The organism is Stappia stellulata (assembly GCF_020176715.1).
Classification (GTDB): Bacteria; Pseudomonadota; Alphaproteobacteria; order Rhizobiales; family Stappiaceae; genus Stappia.
The window spans coordinates 97,583-112,225 of the sequence record NZ_JAIVMF010000006.1; the positions used below are offsets into that span (position 1 = coordinate 97,583).

15 protein-coding genes are annotated in these 14,643 nt (G+C 66.2%); 9 read left to right on the forward strand and 6 right to left on the reverse strand.

From position 1 onward, the window contains the following. Positions 1 to 44 precede the first annotated feature (44 nt). The gene (locus tag LC092_RS09670) at positions 45 to 1,226 is read left to right on the forward strand and encodes an NAD(P)/FAD-dependent oxidoreductase (protein ID WP_224806311.1); all 1,182 of its coding nucleotides are present in this window, start codon (positions 45 to 47) and stop codon (positions 1,224 to 1,226) included. An 89-nt stretch (positions 1,227 to 1,315) separates the two neighbouring features. After that, complete coding sequence (locus LC092_RS09675) at positions 1,316 to 2,551, forward strand: pyridoxal-phosphate-dependent aminotransferase family protein (protein WP_224806312.1); 1,236 nt, start codon at positions 1,316 to 1,318, stop codon at positions 2,549 to 2,551. On the opposite strand, the gene pyrF is transcribed toward LC092_RS09675, so the two are convergent. Continuing rightward, positions 2,546 to 3,280 (reverse strand): orotidine-5'-phosphate decarboxylase, encoded by a 735-nt coding sequence (pyrF, locus tag LC092_RS09680; RefSeq protein ID WP_224806313.1) that lies wholly within the window; start codon positions 3,278 to 3,280, stop codon positions 2,546 to 2,548. The genes LC092_RS09675 and pyrF overlap by 6 nt on opposite strands. Before the next feature lie 227 nt (positions 3,281 to 3,507). Between pyrF and hisB the strand changes: the two genes are divergently transcribed. From hisB to coaA, 7 genes are all read left to right on the forward strand, one after another. Continuing rightward, positions 3,508 to 4,101, forward strand: a complete 594-nt coding sequence (gene hisB / locus LC092_RS09685; protein ID WP_224806314.1) for an imidazoleglycerol-phosphate dehydratase HisB — start codon at positions 3,508 to 3,510, stop codon at positions 4,099 to 4,101. Between the two features lie 31 nt (positions 4,102 to 4,132). Further along, a complete protein-coding gene (locus tag LC092_RS09690; protein ID WP_224806315.1) occupies positions 4,133 to 4,639 on the forward strand; it encodes a DUF2628 domain-containing protein in 507 nt (168 codons plus the stop codon). 29 nt (positions 4,640 to 4,668) lie between these two features. Beyond that, a complete protein-coding gene (gene hisH / locus LC092_RS09695) occupies positions 4,669 to 5,319 on the forward strand; it encodes an imidazole glycerol phosphate synthase subunit HisH (protein ID WP_224806316.1) in 651 nt (216 codons plus the stop codon). A gap of 36 nt (positions 5,320 to 5,355) precedes the next feature. Beyond that, positions 5,356 to 6,087 (forward strand): 1-(5-phosphoribosyl)-5-[(5-phosphoribosylamino)methylideneamino]imidazole-4-carboxamide isomerase, encoded by a 732-nt coding sequence (hisA, locus tag LC092_RS09700; RefSeq protein ID WP_224806317.1) that lies wholly within the window; start codon positions 5,356 to 5,358, stop codon positions 6,085 to 6,087. 105 nt (positions 6,088 to 6,192) lie between these two features. Beyond that, positions 6,193 to 6,969, forward strand: coding sequence for an imidazole glycerol phosphate synthase subunit HisF (gene hisF / locus LC092_RS09705; protein ID WP_224806318.1), 777 nt, complete (start codon positions 6,193 to 6,195; stop codon positions 6,967 to 6,969). A 54-nt stretch (positions 6,970 to 7,023) separates the two neighbouring features. Beyond that, complete coding sequence (locus tag LC092_RS09710; protein ID WP_224806319.1) at positions 7,024 to 7,347, forward strand: phosphoribosyl-ATP diphosphatase; 324 nt, start codon at positions 7,024 to 7,026, stop codon at positions 7,345 to 7,347. A gap of 144 nt (positions 7,348 to 7,491) precedes the next feature. Next, complete coding sequence (gene coaA / locus LC092_RS09715; RefSeq protein WP_224806320.1) at positions 7,492 to 8,457, forward strand: type I pantothenate kinase; 966 nt, start codon at positions 7,492 to 7,494, stop codon at positions 8,455 to 8,457. Between the two features lie 10 nt (positions 8,458 to 8,467). Here coaA and LC092_RS09720 read toward each other — a convergent pair whose 3' ends face one another. From LC092_RS09720 to LC092_RS09740, 5 genes are all read right to left on the reverse strand, one after another. Next, the gene (locus tag LC092_RS09720) at positions 8,468 to 9,778 is read right to left on the reverse strand and encodes a bifunctional folylpolyglutamate synthase/dihydrofolate synthase (RefSeq protein WP_224806321.1); all 1,311 of its coding nucleotides are present in this window, start codon (positions 9,776 to 9,778) and stop codon (positions 8,468 to 8,470) included. Between the two features lie 142 nt (positions 9,779 to 9,920). Then, positions 9,921 to 10,895 (reverse strand): acetyl-CoA carboxylase, carboxyltransferase subunit beta, encoded by a 975-nt coding sequence (gene accD / locus LC092_RS09725; RefSeq protein WP_224806322.1) that lies wholly within the window; start codon positions 10,893 to 10,895, stop codon positions 9,921 to 9,923. Positions 10,896 to 10,966: 71 nt separating this feature from the next. Beyond that, the gene (trpA, locus tag LC092_RS09730) at positions 10,967 to 11,800 is read right to left on the reverse strand and encodes a tryptophan synthase subunit alpha (RefSeq protein WP_224806323.1); all 834 of its coding nucleotides are present in this window, start codon (positions 11,798 to 11,800) and stop codon (positions 10,967 to 10,969) included. Positions 11,801 to 11,960: 160 nt separating this feature from the next. Then, a complete protein-coding gene (locus tag LC092_RS09735; RefSeq protein ID WP_224806324.1) occupies positions 11,961 to 13,124 on the reverse strand; it encodes an iron-containing alcohol dehydrogenase in 1,164 nt (387 codons plus the stop codon). Between the two features lie 100 nt (positions 13,125 to 13,224). Continuing rightward, positions 13,225 to 14,613 carry an aldehyde dehydrogenase family protein gene (locus tag LC092_RS09740; protein WP_224806325.1) on the reverse strand — a complete coding sequence of 463 codons (1,389 nt, stop codon included), beginning with the start codon at positions 14,611 to 14,613 and terminating at the stop codon, positions 13,225 to 13,227. Positions 14,614 to 14,643 lie beyond the last annotated feature (30 nt).

A 14,643-nucleotide genomic window follows, 5' to 3' on the forward strand; every position in this document is an offset into this window, starting at 1 on the left:
ATCGCGCGCCCGCATTTCCCGCGCTTCGCACACCACAGGGCTTCATGAGTGATCATACCGTGGACGTCGCCATTGTCGGCGGCGCTGTGATGGGATCCTCCATCGCCTGCCACCTGGCGATGGATCCCGACTTCACCGGGTCCCTTCTGGTGATCGAGAAGGACCCGTCCTATGCGAAATGCGCATCCGCGCTGTCCGCCGCCTCGATCCGCCAGCAGTTTTCCTGCCCGGTGAACATCGAGATTTCGCTCTACGGCATCGACTTCCTGCGCGAGATCGGCGCCCGCCTTGCGGTTGGCGATGACCGGCCGCAAATCGACCTGCACGAAGGCGGCTATCTTTTTCTCGCCACGCCCGACAAGCGGGCCATCCTGGAAGACAATCACGCCCTGCAGACACGCATGGGCGCCGACATCGTCTTTCTTGAAGCGGAAGGCCTCCAGCGACAGTTCCCCTGGCTCAACACCGAGGATATTTCGGCCGGCTGCTGGGGGCGGACCGGCGAAGGCTGGTTCGACGGCTACGGGTTGATGCAGGCTTTTCGCAAGGCCGCGCGGGCCCACGAGGTGCCCTATCTCGCCGGCGAGGTCATGCGCAGCGAACGCGAGGGATCCGGCTTTCGCCTGACGCTTGGCGACGGGACGACGGTCTCCTGCGGCCAGCTGGTGAACGCAGCCGGCGCAAGCGGGGCCGCGGCGATCGCCGCCGACCTCGAAATCCCGTTCCCGGTGGAAAGCCGCAAGCGGATGATCTTCACCTTCGACTGCCGCGAGGCCGTCGCCGGCTGTCCGCTGCTCATCGACCCCAACGGCACCTATGTGCGGCCGGAGGGAACCGGCTTTCTCTGCGGCTCGGCGCCGCCGGAGACGGCCGATCCCGAGAGCCATGACTTCGACGTCGACCATAGCTTCTTCGAGGACCATCTATGGCCGACGCTCGCCCATCGCGTGCCGGCCTTCGAGGCGATCAAGCCGGGGGCCGCCTGGGCCGGGCATTACGACATGAACCTGTTTGACCACAACGCCTTCGTCGGTCCGGTCGAGGGCGTGCCGGGGCTTTTTCTGTGCGCCGGCTTTTCCGGCCACGGCCTTCAGCAGGCGCCGGCGGTGGGGCGCGGCATCGCCGAGCTGATCATTCACGGCGGCTACCGGACGCTGGACATGAGTGCGCTGGCCTATGGGCGCATGGCCAGAAAAGAGCCTGTGCTTGAACTGAACGTCGTTTAAACTCGCGCTCGATGGACATTGATCTGCCGTCGCATTCCCAGATTGATTGCTAAGCGAGGCCCGAACGGCCACCTCCCGGAGACACATACATGACGCTTGCGAACGGCAGAAAGATCCTGATGCTTCCGGGGCCGACGACCGTTCCCGACGAGGTGCTCCAGGCCATGCACCGCCCGGCCATCGACATCCGGGAGGGCGAGCTTGTCGAGATGACGGACCGCTGCCTGGCGGACCTCAAGTCGATCTTCGACACGACCGGCGACACCTTCATCTATGCCGCCAACGGGCATGGAGCCTGGGAGGCGGCGCTCAGCAACACGCTGTCGCGGGGCGATACCGTTCTGGTATTGCAATCGGGCGCATTCGCAATGGGCTGGGGCGAAATGGCCGGAATGCTCGGCCTGAACGTCGAGGTCCTGCCGGGCGACTGGCGCAAGGCCGTCGATGCAAACGCCCTGGAAGCACGGCTGAGGCAGGACAGCGGGCATGCCATCAAGGCGATCCTGACGGTTCAGATCGACACGGCCTCCTCGGTCATCAACGACATTCCCGCCCTGCGCGCGGCGATCGATGCCGCCGGCCATCCGGCGCTCTTCATGGTCGACACCATCGCCTCGCTTGCCTGCGTGCCGTTTCGCATGGACGCCTGGGGCGTGGATCTCGCGCTCAGCGGCTCGCAGAAAGGCCTGATGACCCCTCCGGGTCTTTCCTTCGTTGCAGCGGGCGCACGCGCCATGAAAGCGCATGCGACGGCAAACCTCAGGACGCTCTACTGGGACTGGACGTTCCGCCAGGGCGAGGCGCACTACAAGAAATACTGCGGCACACCGCCCGTGCAGATGATCTTCGCCTTCCGCAAGGCGCTCGACCTGCTGCTGGCGGAAGGCCTCGACGGCGCGCACACACGCCACCGGTTGCTGGCGGAAGCCGTCCGCGCCTGCGTCGGTGTCTGGACGAAGGCCGGCGCGCTGGAATTCAACATCCTGGATCCGGATACGCGCGCCAATTCCGTGACCGTGGTGCTCACCCCCGGCCGCGACCCGGCTCGGCTGCGCGATTTCTGCAAGGACACTTGCGGATTGACCATCGGCGAAACCATCGGGGAGATTGCCGGCACCGGGTTTCGCATCGGCCATATGGGGCATGTCAACGCGCCGGCCGTGCTTGGCGCGCTGGCGACGATCGAGTTGGGGCTTTCGGCCCTGTCGATCCCGCATGGCGCCGGCGGCCTGCAGGCGGCGACGGACCATCTGGCAAATGCGTTGCGCGAAGAAAGAGCCGAAACCGGCAGCGCCCGGATGTCTGCAGCCGCAGCCAGACTATAGCGCCGCTTCGATTTCCGCCACGATCGCCTCTGCCGCGGCACGCGGGTCGGGCGCCATCACGATCGGGCGGGCAACGACGAGATAATCGGCTCCCGCCCTGATCGCATCCGTCGGCGTCATGATCCGCTTCTGGTCGCCGGCCTCGGACCCCGCCGGCCGGATGCCCGGCGTCACGGTCACAAGCTCCTCGCCCAGAACCTCGCGCAGGTCGGACACCTCCTGCGGCGAACAGACGATGCCACCCATGCCGGTCGCCCTTGCATTGGCCGCACGCACCCGCACAAGATCCGGCACCGACCCGGCATAGCCGGCGGCATGGAGATCATCCTCGTCCATCGAGGTGAGCACCGTCACCCCGAGAAGGCACAGGTTGGCGCCGGAGGCAGCCAGCGCATCCACCGCCGCCGCCATCGCCTTCGGATAGGCGTGGATCGTGACGAAGCGCATGCCCATGCGGGCAATGTTCTCCACCGCCTTGGCAACCGTGTTGTCGATATCTAGAAGTTTGACGTCGAGGAAGATGGAATGCCCCGCCTCGGCCAGCTCGCGGGCAAATTCCAGCCCGCCGGCGAACTGAAGCTGCATGCCGATCTTGTAGGTGCCGACCGCGCCTTCGGTCCGCCGCACGATGGCGCGGGCTTCGTCCACCGTTGGAACGTCAAGTCCGACGATCAGGCGATCGCGGGCGGTTGCGGGCGCAAAGGGCGAGGGCGAGAAATCGGCGGGCATGTCGGGCGTCTCCGTGCGTCAGGGGCAGTCCAGGCACTCTTACGCCAAGGGCGCCGGTCTTGACCAGATCGCAGGGCTGATCGGCGGGAGGTATTTCCTTGGACCCGGCGCCCTGATACAAGGCAAAAACCGCCGGCCGCCGAAGAGGGCCGGCGAGGGCCTCGCCTTCGACATGACGACCACCTGCCCGCGACGACTTGCCGGGCCGCCACAGGGAAACGCCGTCCATGCGCACCGCGACGATCTCGCGCACGACCAAGGAAACGGATATCTCCGTCAGCGTCACGCTCGACGGCACCGGAGCCTATCAGATCACGACCGGCGTCGGGTTCCTGGACCATATGCTCGAACAGCTCGCCCGGCATTCCCTGATCGACATCACCGTCCGCGCCACCGGCGACACCCATATCGACGCCCACCACACGACGGAAGACGTCGGCATCGCGCTCGGGCAGGCGCTGAAAAGCGCGCTCGGCGACATGACGGGCATCACCCGATATGCGGATTGCCACCTGGCGATGGACGAGGCGCTGACGCGCTGCGCACTGGATGTCTCCGGCCGGCCGTTCCTGGTCTGGGACGTCGCCTTCGACCGCGACAAGGTCGGCGACTTCGATACGGAGCTCTTCGAGGAGTTCTTCCGCGCCTTCGCGATGAACGCCGGCATCACGCTGCATGTCGCCAATCTCACCGGGCGCAACTGCCACCACATCGCCGAAACCTGCTTCAAGGCGGTGGCCCGCTGCCTGCGCAAGGCGATCGAAGCCGATCCCCGGCAATCGGGACGGGTGCCGTCCACCAAGGGCCAGCTCGGCGGCTGACGCGCCGCAGGAGCGCAGGGAGGCGCGCCGCATGACCATGTATACGGTGCTGATACCGCCGGACACTCAGCTGGACAGCCTCAGCGACACGGACCTCGACCGCGTCACCTTCATCAAGGAGGGCTTTTGCTGGCCGGCGCTCTATATCGCGGTGGTCTGGATGCTGTTTCGGCGGCTGTGGCTGGTCGTGATCGTCTATCTGGTGCTGGCACTGCTGCTTGAGTTCGTGACACGCCACATCGGCGGCGTCGCCCCCTTTGTCGGCGGCATCCTGTTTGCCCTGCTGGTCGCGCTGGAAGCCAACGGGCTTCGGCGCTGGACGATGGAACGACGCGGCTGGCAATTGGTCGCGACGGTCGAGGGCAGCACGCTCGCCGACGCCGAACAACGCTTCTTCTCCGCCCTCGCGGCCCGGCGGACCAGCCCCGCGCCGACGGCGCCGGCTCCGGCGCCCGCCCCGCGTACGGGCCCGGCCAATGCTCCGCGGTTCGCCAGCGCGCATGTCGTCGGCCTGACACCGGGACCCCGCCAGGGCTGACACCAAACGACAATCGGAAAACACAGACCATGCTGATCGCCATCATCGACTATGGATCGGGCAACCTGCGCTCCGCGGAAAAGGCGTTCGAGCATGCGGCACGGGCCCATGCACGCGCCCCGCAAGTGCGCGTCACCGCCGATCCCGACGTGGTCGCCGCGGCCGACCGCATCGTGCTGCCCGGCGTCGGTGCCTTCGCCGACTGTTCGCGCGGCCTGAAGGCGGTCGACGGCATGGCCGAGGCGCTGATCGAGGCGGTGGAGATCAAGGGGCGGCCGTTCTTCGGGATCTGCGTCGGCATGCAGCTGATGGCAAGCCGCGGCCTCGAGTTCGAGACCACCGAGGGCTTTGGCTGGATTCCCGGCGACGTCACTGCGATCACGCCGGACGATCCGGCGTTGAAGATCCCGCACATGGGCTGGAACACGATCACGGTGACGCGGGATCATCCCGTTCTCCATGGGCTCGACACCGGTCCGGACGGGCTGCACGCCTATTTCGTGCACTCCTATCACCTTGCCGCCAGCGATCCCGCGCATGTGCTCGCCACCACCGACTACGGCGGCACGATCACCGCGATCGTCGGCCGCGACACCATGATCGGCACGCAGTTCCACCCGGAAAAGAGCCAGCGGCTCGGGCTGGAGCTGATCGCCAATTTCCTCGACTGGACGCCCTGAGGCGCCCGACCGATCGTCAACACCGGATCTTTTCCCATGCCTACACTCTTTCCCGCCATCGACCTCAAGGGCGGCCAATGCGTCCGCCTGAAGCTCGGCGACATGGACCAGGCGACCGTCTTCAACGACAGTCCCGGCGCCCAGGCCAGGGCCTTTCAGGACCAGGGCTTCGACTGGCTGCATGTCGTCGATCTCGACGGTGCCTTTGCCGGTGAAAGCCGAAACGGCGATGCCGTCGACGCGATCCTGTCGGCCACCACCAACCCGGTGCAGCTCGGCGGCGGTATCCGCAGCCTCGCCCATATCGAGGCGTGGCTGGCGAAGGGCATTGCCCGGGTCATCCTCGGCACGGTCGCCGTGCGCGATCCGCAGCTTGTGAAGGATGCCTGCGCGGCCTTTCCCGGACGCATCGCCGTCGGCATCGACGCACGCGGCGGCAAGGTCGCGGTCGAAGGCTGGGCGGAAACCTCGCAGCTTGCCGCAAGCGAGCTGGCCTCCCGTTTCGAGGATGCCGGCGTTGCCGCGATCATCTATACCGACATCGACCGCGACGGCGTGCTTGCCGGGATCAACTGGGACGCGACCCTCGATCTGGCGAAAGCCACCTCGATCCCGGTGATCGCCTCCGGCGGACTGGCCTCCATCGAGGATGTGCGCCGCCTCGCCTCGCCCGACTGCGCGATCCTTGCCGGCGCGATCTCCGGCCGTGCGCTTTATGACGGTCGGCTCGATCCGGCCGAGGCCATCGCCCTTCTGAAATCCGCCTGACGGCCGCTGCGCGGGACTGTCCAATGCCTGGCATTGCCCGGCTTTGCAGTTTCGCGGCCTTGTCGTTATGCTGCACCCGCGAAAATCGCCCGAGGCATTGCCAAGATGTTGAAAGCCCGTGTTATTCCCTGCCTGGACGTGAAGGACGGCCGTGTCGTCAAGGGCGTCAATTTCGTCAATCTGGTCGATGCCGGCGACCCCGTGGAGGCCGCCAAGGCCTATGACGCGGCGGGCGCGGACGAATTGTGCTTCCTCGACATCACCGCCAGTCACGAAGGCCGCGACACGATCTACGACGTGGTGCGCCGGACGGCGGAAGCCTGTTTCATGCCGCTGACCGTCGGTGGTGGCGTGCGCACGGTCGAGGATATCCGCAAGCTGCTGATCGCCGGCGCCGACAAGGTGTCGATCAATACCGCTGCGGTAAAGAACCCCGAGTTCATCCGCGAGGCGGCTGAGAAATTCGGCGCGCAATGCATTGTCGTTTCCATCGATGCCAAGCAGGTCAACGCCCCCGGCGAGCCGGAGCGCTTCGAGATCTTCACCCATGGCGGGCGCACGGAAACCGGCATCGATGCGGTCGACTTCGCGCGCAAGGCCGTTGAGCTTGGCGCGGGCGAGCTGCTCGTCACCTCGATGGACCGCGACGGCACGCGCCTCGGCTTCAACATCGCACTGACACGCGCCATCGCCGATGCCGTGCCCGTGCCGGTGATCGCCTCCGGCGGCGTCGGCACGCTCGACCACATGGTGGAAGGGGTGCGCGACGGGCACGCGACCGCTGTTCTCGCCGCCTCGATCTTTCACTTCGGAACACACACGATCCGCGAAACAAAAACGCATATGGCGGCAAACGGCATTCCGATGCGCCTCGATGCGTGAGATGGACCGGCGGCCTGGACCGCCTGACACGGGCCAGGGAGCTCGCTTCGACCAATGACCGGCTTCACACTTGACGATCTCGACCGCATTATCGCCACGCGGGCGGCCAGCGACGACGCATCGTCCTACACCCGCAAGCTGATGGACAAGGGCGTTTCGAAAATCGCGCAAAAGGTCGGCGAGGAGGCGGTGGAGGCCGCCATCGCCGCTGTCGAGAACGACCCGAAGGAACTGACCGGAGAGGCCGCGGACCTGCTGTATCATCTGCTGGTGCTGCTGCGCGCTCGCGACGTGCCGCTTTCGGCGGTGATGGACGAACTGGCACGACGCACCGGACAGACCGGGCTTGAGGAAAAGGCCTCGCGGCCGCGCGACTGAGCGGGGGCGGGTGCGAGGCCGCAACGGGCGCCACACCGGCGCCGGGGCTTACAGGGCCAACGCAGCGACCGACGGGCGGCCGCACGGGGGTCAAACCGGACGCGAAAAACCGTCCGGGCAGGGGATCGGGACGTCACTTTGGTCATGGAACACAGTCTGAGCAAAGTCGCCGAGGACGAGCTTTCGCCCTATCGCGTGTTCACCGAGGCCGAATGGGCGCGTCTGCGCGCCGACACGCCGATGACGCTGCGCGCGGAAGAGGTGCGGCGGCTGCAAAGCCTGAACGACCCCGTCTCGATCGCCCAGGTGGAATCGATCCTGCTGCCATTGTCGCGCTTGCTTGCCTATTATGTGGAGGCGACCCAGCAACTGCACCGGGCGACCAACCGCTTTCTCGGCAGCAACGAGGTCAAGAACCCCTTCATCATCGGCATTGCCGGCTCCGTCGCCGTGGGGAAGTCCACAACAGCGCGCCTGCTTCAGGCGCTGCTAGCCCGCTGGCCGGCAAGCCCCAAGGTCGACCTGGTGACGACCGACGGCTTCCTTTATCCCAACGCGGTTCTGGAAGCGGAAGGACTGATGCGCAAGAAGGGCTTTCCGGAAAGCTACGACCGGCCGGCGTTGCTGAAGTTCCTGTCGGACCTGAAGGCCGGCCGCCGGCATGTCGCCGCGCCGGTCTATTCGCATTTCTATTATGACGTCATGCCGGGCCAATCGGTCACCGTGGACCGCCCCGACATCCTCATCCTGGAAGGGCTGAACGTCCTTCAGACCAGCAACCTGCCGCGCGACGGCAAGGAAGTGCCCTTCGTTTCCGATTTCTTCGACTTCTCGATCTATATCGATGCCGACGAGGACGTGCTGCACAACTGGTACGTCTCGCGCTTCATGCGCCTGCGCGAGACCGCCTTCCGCGATCCCGGCTCCTATTTCAACAAATACGCGCTGGCGAGCGACGAGGACGCGCTGGCGATCGCCGAGGGGCTGTGGAGCGAGATCAACCTGGTCAATCTGCAGGAGAACATCCTGCCGACGCGCCCACGCGCCGACCTGATCCTGAGCAAGGGCTCCGATCACGCGATCAACGAGGTGCGGCTGAGGAAACTCTGACCGGCGGTCTTCAGACCGGTCGCATGCCGTTCTTCGACAGGATTTCGCCGGCAAGATAGAGCGAGCCGCAGATCAGCACCCGCGGGGCGACCCCGTCTTCCCCGGCGCGCGCGCGCACATCCGCCAGTGCGGCTTCCAGCGACGAAAACGCGGTCGCGGAGAGACCGGCACCGGTCGCGGCCGACACCAGATCCTCCGGCGTGCGATAGGCGTCGGTCGAGGCCAGCGGAATGGTCGCGACATGCCGGACAAGGCCCGCGAAGGGCTGAAAGAAGCCGACCGGATCCTTGGTCTTCAGCATGCCGGTCACGAGATAGAGCGGCCGGTCCGAGCGCTCTTCCTGCAAGGCCATTTCCGCTGCGATGGCCGCACCCGCGCCCGGATTGTGCCCGCCATCGAGCCAAAGCTCGGTGTCCGGCGGGCAGAGCTCCAGCACGGGGCCATGCATCAGCGGCTGCATGCGGCCCGGCCAGTCCACGGTGAGCAGGCCGCGACCTACGGTGTCCGGGTCCGGCAGGCGTCCCGCCTGGCGCAGGGCGGCAATGGCCATGCCGGCATTGACCGCCTGATGACGCCCGATCAGCCGCGGACGGGGCAGGTCCATCAGGCCCTCGTCGTCCTGATAGACCAGCCGGCCGTTTTCCTCCCACGCCTGAAAGGCTTCACCGAAAGAGGCAAGCGGCGCGCCGAGAGCGCCCGCCACCCGCTCGATGACGGCACGGGCGGCTTCCGGCTGGGGAGCGATCACGGCCGGCGCGCCGGCTTTCAGGATACCGGCCTTCTCGGCGGCGATATCGGCAAGCGTTTCACCAAGATAGCGCTCGTGGTCCATGGAGACCGGCGTGATCACGCTGGCGAGCGGGGCGTCGATGACATTCGTGGCGTCGAGCCGCCCGCCAAGCCCGACCTCAAGCAGCAGGATATCGGCAGGTTCTTCGGCAAACAGCAGCAAGGCCGCCGCCGTCGTCACCTCGAAGAAGGTGATCTCGGCTCCGGCATTCGCCTGTTCGCAGGCATCAAGCGCGGAAATCAGCCGCGCATCGTCGACAAGCCGGCCGGCGATGCGGATGCGTTCGTTGAAGGCGACGAGATGCGGGGAGGTGTAGACGTGGACCCGGAGGCCGGCCGCCTCCAGGATCGCGCGCAGGAAGGCGGTGGTCGATCCCTTGCCGTTGGTGCCGGCGATGTGGATCGTCGGCGGCAGGCGGTCCTGCGGACGGCCGAGCGCGTCGAGAAGGCGCTCCATCCGTCCAAGCGACAGGTCGATCTCGCGCGGATGAAGCGCCAGCAACCGGTCCAGTATCGCCGTTACCTGATCCATTTGTCTGCCCGTACGGTCCGTCGCGACACATGCGCCCCGTTTGCGGATCTGTTAGGCCGCACGAAACCGATGCGCAAGCGCAACGCAACCGTGATGTCGCCCTGGCGACACCCGCGCGCCGGTTTCCTTCGCCGCAAGAGTCTCAGGAGGCCTTGCCGGCCGCTGCCTCGTCTTTTTTCGCCGTCCCGGTTTCCGACGGCATTTCGTCCTTCACGCCGTCGGCTGCGGCAATATCGGCCGCAAGCTCTTCCGGATCCGGAATACCGACCGGCGTCTTGGTCAGGATGCCGCAAATACGGGCGATCGTTTCCGGCAGATCGTGGCGGTGGACCACCATGTCGATCATGCCGTGATCGAAAAGATACTCCGAGCGTTGGAACCCATCGGGCAATTTCTCGCGAAGCGCCTGTTCGATGACACGCGGTCCGGCGAAGCCGATCAGGGCGCCGGGCTCGGCCAGATGCACGTCGCCGAGCATGGCATAGGACGCGGTCACCCCGCCCGTCGTCGGATTGGTCAGCACGACGATATAGGGCAGCCCCGCCTCGCGCAGCATCTGTACCCCGACGGTGGTGCGCGGCATCTGCATCAGCGACAGGATGCCCTCCTGCATGCGCGCACCGCCGGACGCGGTGAACATGACAAAGGGCGTCTTGCGTTCGACCGCGGCTTCCATTCCGGCAAGCACCGCCTCGCCCGCCGCCATGCCGAGCGATCCGCCCATGAAGGTAAAATCCTGCACGGCTGCGGTCATCGGCATGCCCTTGAGCAGGCCGGTCGCAACCGTCACCGCATCTTCCAGCCCGGTCTTGGCGCGGGCATCGCGCAGCCGGTCCGTATAGCGTTTCTCGTCGCGAAACTTCAGCGGGTCGGCCGCGACATCCGGTGTCTTGATCGTTTCGTAGGTTCCGCCGTCGAAGAACAGCTCCAGCCGTTTCTTGCCGGCGATGCGCATGTGATGGCCGGACGTCGGCACGACCCACTGGTTGGCCTCGAGGTCGCGGTGGAACACCATTTCCCCGGTTTCGGGGCACTTGATCCAGAGGTTCTCCGGCACGTCCCGCTTCTGCAGCAGACCGCGGATCTTCGGGCGAACGAGGTTGTTGATCCAGTTCAAGGTGACTACCGTCCGTTTCTCGTGTCCAGGCTCAGCGCGGGATCTGCCGCGCGGCCGATGGGCCTAGCCGTCTAGCCCTGTCGCGCGCGCGCCACGCCACCGGCAAGGCTTTTTACAACATCGCTCACCGCGCTCACCGTCTTATCGGTCGCTTTTCCGGCATCATCAAGGCTGTTGCGCACCGCTTCGACCAGAACGGAGCCGACCACGACGCCGTCGGCATCCCGGCCGATGACTTCCGCGTCTTCCGCCGTCTTTACGCCAAAGCCGACCGCAACGGGCAGATCGGTATGGCGCTTGATGCGCTGCACGGCCTCGCCGACGCGGGTGCGATTGGCGATGGTCGCGCCGGTGATCCCGGTCACCGACACGTAGTATACGAAACCGGAGGTATTGGCGAGCACGGCCGGCAGACGCTTGTCGTCGGTCGTCGGCGTGGTGAGGCGAATGAAATTCAGGCCGGCCGCCAGCGCGGGCAGGCACAATTCGTCGTCGGCCTCGGGCGGGATGTCGACGACGATCAATCCGTCCACGCCGGCCTCGACCGCCGTCTTCACGAAGACGGCCGGATCACGCACATAGATCGGATTGTAGTAACCCATCAGAACGATGGGCGTGTCGTCGTCGTGCTTGCGGAACGCCCGCACCATGTCCAGCGTCTTGTCCATGGTCTGGCCCGCGGCCAGCGCCCGCTGCGTGGCAAGCTGGATGGGAATGCCCTCGGCCATCGGGTCCGAAAACGGCATGCCCAGTTCGATGACATCCGCGCCGGCGGCCGGAAGCGCGTCGAGGATCGCCTGCGAGGTCGCAAGATCGGGGTCGCCGGCCGTCACGAAGGTCACCAGCGCCGGCCTGTTCGCCGCTTTGCACGCCGCAAAGCGACGGTCGATCCGCGTTGTCGTCATAGTGCCTCGTCCCGCTTGAGATCATGCTGCCCGCCGGGTGCGGGCGCGCCAAGGATGTAGGGGCGGAAGCGACCCTGTGTCAATCGAGGAGGGCGGCGGAACCGGCCCGCCGCCCTCTTTCGCACGCGGGTTTGTCCGCGTGCTTGTTCGTTATTGCGTCCTAGAGGCGGCCTTCCAGCGCCGCGTCGAAGATCGCACGGGCGCCCTCGACCGTCAGTTCCAGCGGGTTGCCGCCGGCGGTCGGATCGACCACGGCCATCTCGGCGATCTTCGCGGCCTGCGCACCGTCGACATTGAGGCCGGCGAGCGTGTTCGGCACATCCAGTTCCTCGCGCAGCTTCAGCACCGCCTTCATCACGCCGTCGAACCCGCCCTCAAGGCCGAGGAAGCCGGCGAGACGGGCGAATTTCTCCTCGATCACCGGACGGTTGAACGCCAGCACATAGGGCATGAACACCGCATTGGTCATGCCGTGATGCGTGTCGTAGAGCGCGCCCACGGGATGCGACAACGCGTGGATCGCGCCGAGCCCCTTCTGGAACGCGACCGCGCCCATGGCCGCGGCGGACATCATGTTGCCGCGCGCCACGAGATCGTCCGGCACGTCTGCCGCGCGCTTGAGGTTTTCAAACACCAGGCGGATGCCTTCCAGCGCGATGCCGTCACCCATCGGATGGTAGAAGGTCGAGGAATAGGCCTCCAGGCAATGCGCCAGCGCGTCCATGCCGGTGCCAACCGTGAAATAGCGCGGCATGCCGACGGTCAATTCGGGATCGCAGATCACGATCTCGGGCAGCATCTTGGGATGGAAGATCACCTTCTTGGTGTGGGTTTCCTCATTGGTGATGACGCCCGCGCGCCCGACCTCGGAGCCGGTGCCGGCGGTGGTCGGAACCGCGATGATCGGAGCGATGCCGGCCGGGTCGGCGCGCTTCCACCAGTCGCCGACATCCTCGAAATCCCACATCGGCCGCGTCTGGCCGGACATGAAGGCGATCGCCTTGCCGGCATCGAGGCCCGAGCCGCCGCCAAAGGCGATCACGCCGTCATGGTTGCCAGCGCGATAGGCGGCGACACCCGCCTCGACATTGGCACCGGTCGGATTGGGCTTGATCTCGCTGAAGACGGCCGGCTCCAGCCCGGCATCACGCAGCACATCAAGTGCTGCCTCGGTCATCGGCAGTTTTGCAAGGCCCGGATCGGTGACGAGCAGGGGACGTTTCATGCCGACGATGGCGGCGCAGGAGCCGAGCTCCTTGATGCGGCCGGCGCCGAAACGCACGGAGGTGGGATAGGACCAGTTTGCGGAAGGGGTGGACGTCATGACGATGGACCCTGAAAGCGCCGCGCGCTGCGGCGGGAAAACGAAAGGCGAAAATTCTTGGGAGCCGGCGACGTCCGGAAAACGCCGCGGGGGACGGGCCTCAGGTCTTGAGGCGCAGGTGATAGGACTTCGGACGCGTCAGCGACAGATAGCCAAGCTCCGACAGGGCCGCGCCCTTGCCGGTCTCCTTGACCCCGGTCCAGACCAGCGCCGGGTCGAGATAGTCGCAACGGTTCATGAAGACGGTGCCCGTCTCCAGCCTGTCGCCAAGCGCGATCGCGGCCTGTTCGTCCGTCGTCCAGATCGAGGCGGTAAGGCCATAGGGGCTGTCGTTCATCAGCGCCAGCGCTTCTTCGTCGTTGCGCACCTTCATCACGCCGACGACGGGACCGAAGCTTTCCTCGCGCATCACCGACATCTGGTGATCGACGTCGACGAGAACCTGCGGCGCGAGATAGGCGGTGCCCGGCGCATTGGCGGCAAAGGCAGAGGGGTCGACCAGCGCCTTCGCACCCTTGCGCAGGGCCTCGTCGGTCTGTTCGCGCACCCAGGCGGCGAAACGCGCCTGCGCCATCGGCCCGAGCGTCGTCGCCTCGTCGAGCGGATTGCCGAGCACATAGGATCGCGCGACCTCGGCAAGCCCCTCGACCACGGCGTCAAAGTGCTTTTCATGCACATAGACGCGCTCGATGCCGCAGCAGCATTGGCCGGAGTTGAAGAAGGCCCCGTCGGCGAGCCCGGCAACGGCGGCGTCGACATCGGCATCGGCCCGCACATAAGCGGGATCCTTGCCGCCGAGCTCCAGCGCCAGCGAGGCGAAGGTTCCCGCAGCCGCCTTCTCGATGGCACGGCCGCCGGCGACGGAGCCGGTGAAATTGATGTGATCGATGGCGCCCGACTTGAGCAGCGTCTCGGTCTGGCCGTGGGTCAGCACGACGTTCTGGAACACGCCTTCGGGCAGACCTGCCTTCTTGAAAGCGGCATCGAGGCGCTCGCCGACGAGCAGCGTCTGCGCGGCATGCTTGAGGATCACCGTGTTGCCGGCGATCAGGGCCGGAACAACGGTGTTGATCGCCGTCATGAAGGGATAGTTCCACGGCGCGATCACCATGACGATGCCGAGCGGCTCGGGCTTCACGTAGCGGGTGAAGCCCGGACGATCCGTGTGCCGGCGGGGCTCAAGCGCCTCCTCGGCGATCTTGATCATATAGTCGGCGCGTTCGCGCGTGCCGCCCATCTCGCCGCCATAGCGGACCGGACGGCCCATCTGCCAGGCGAGCTCCGGCACGATCTCGTCGTTCATCGCCTCGAGCGCGTCGATGGCCGCGCCGACGGCGGCGCAGCGCTCGGCAATCGGCCGTGCGGCCCAGTCGGCCTGGGCGGTGCGCGAACGGGCCACGGCCCGGTTGAGTTCGGCATCCGCGGTCACCGGACGTTCGGCATAGACCGACCCGTCGACCGGGGAAATCAGCTTGATCGTTTCCGACATTTTGCACCTTTTGAAGACGTCGCCGCGAGG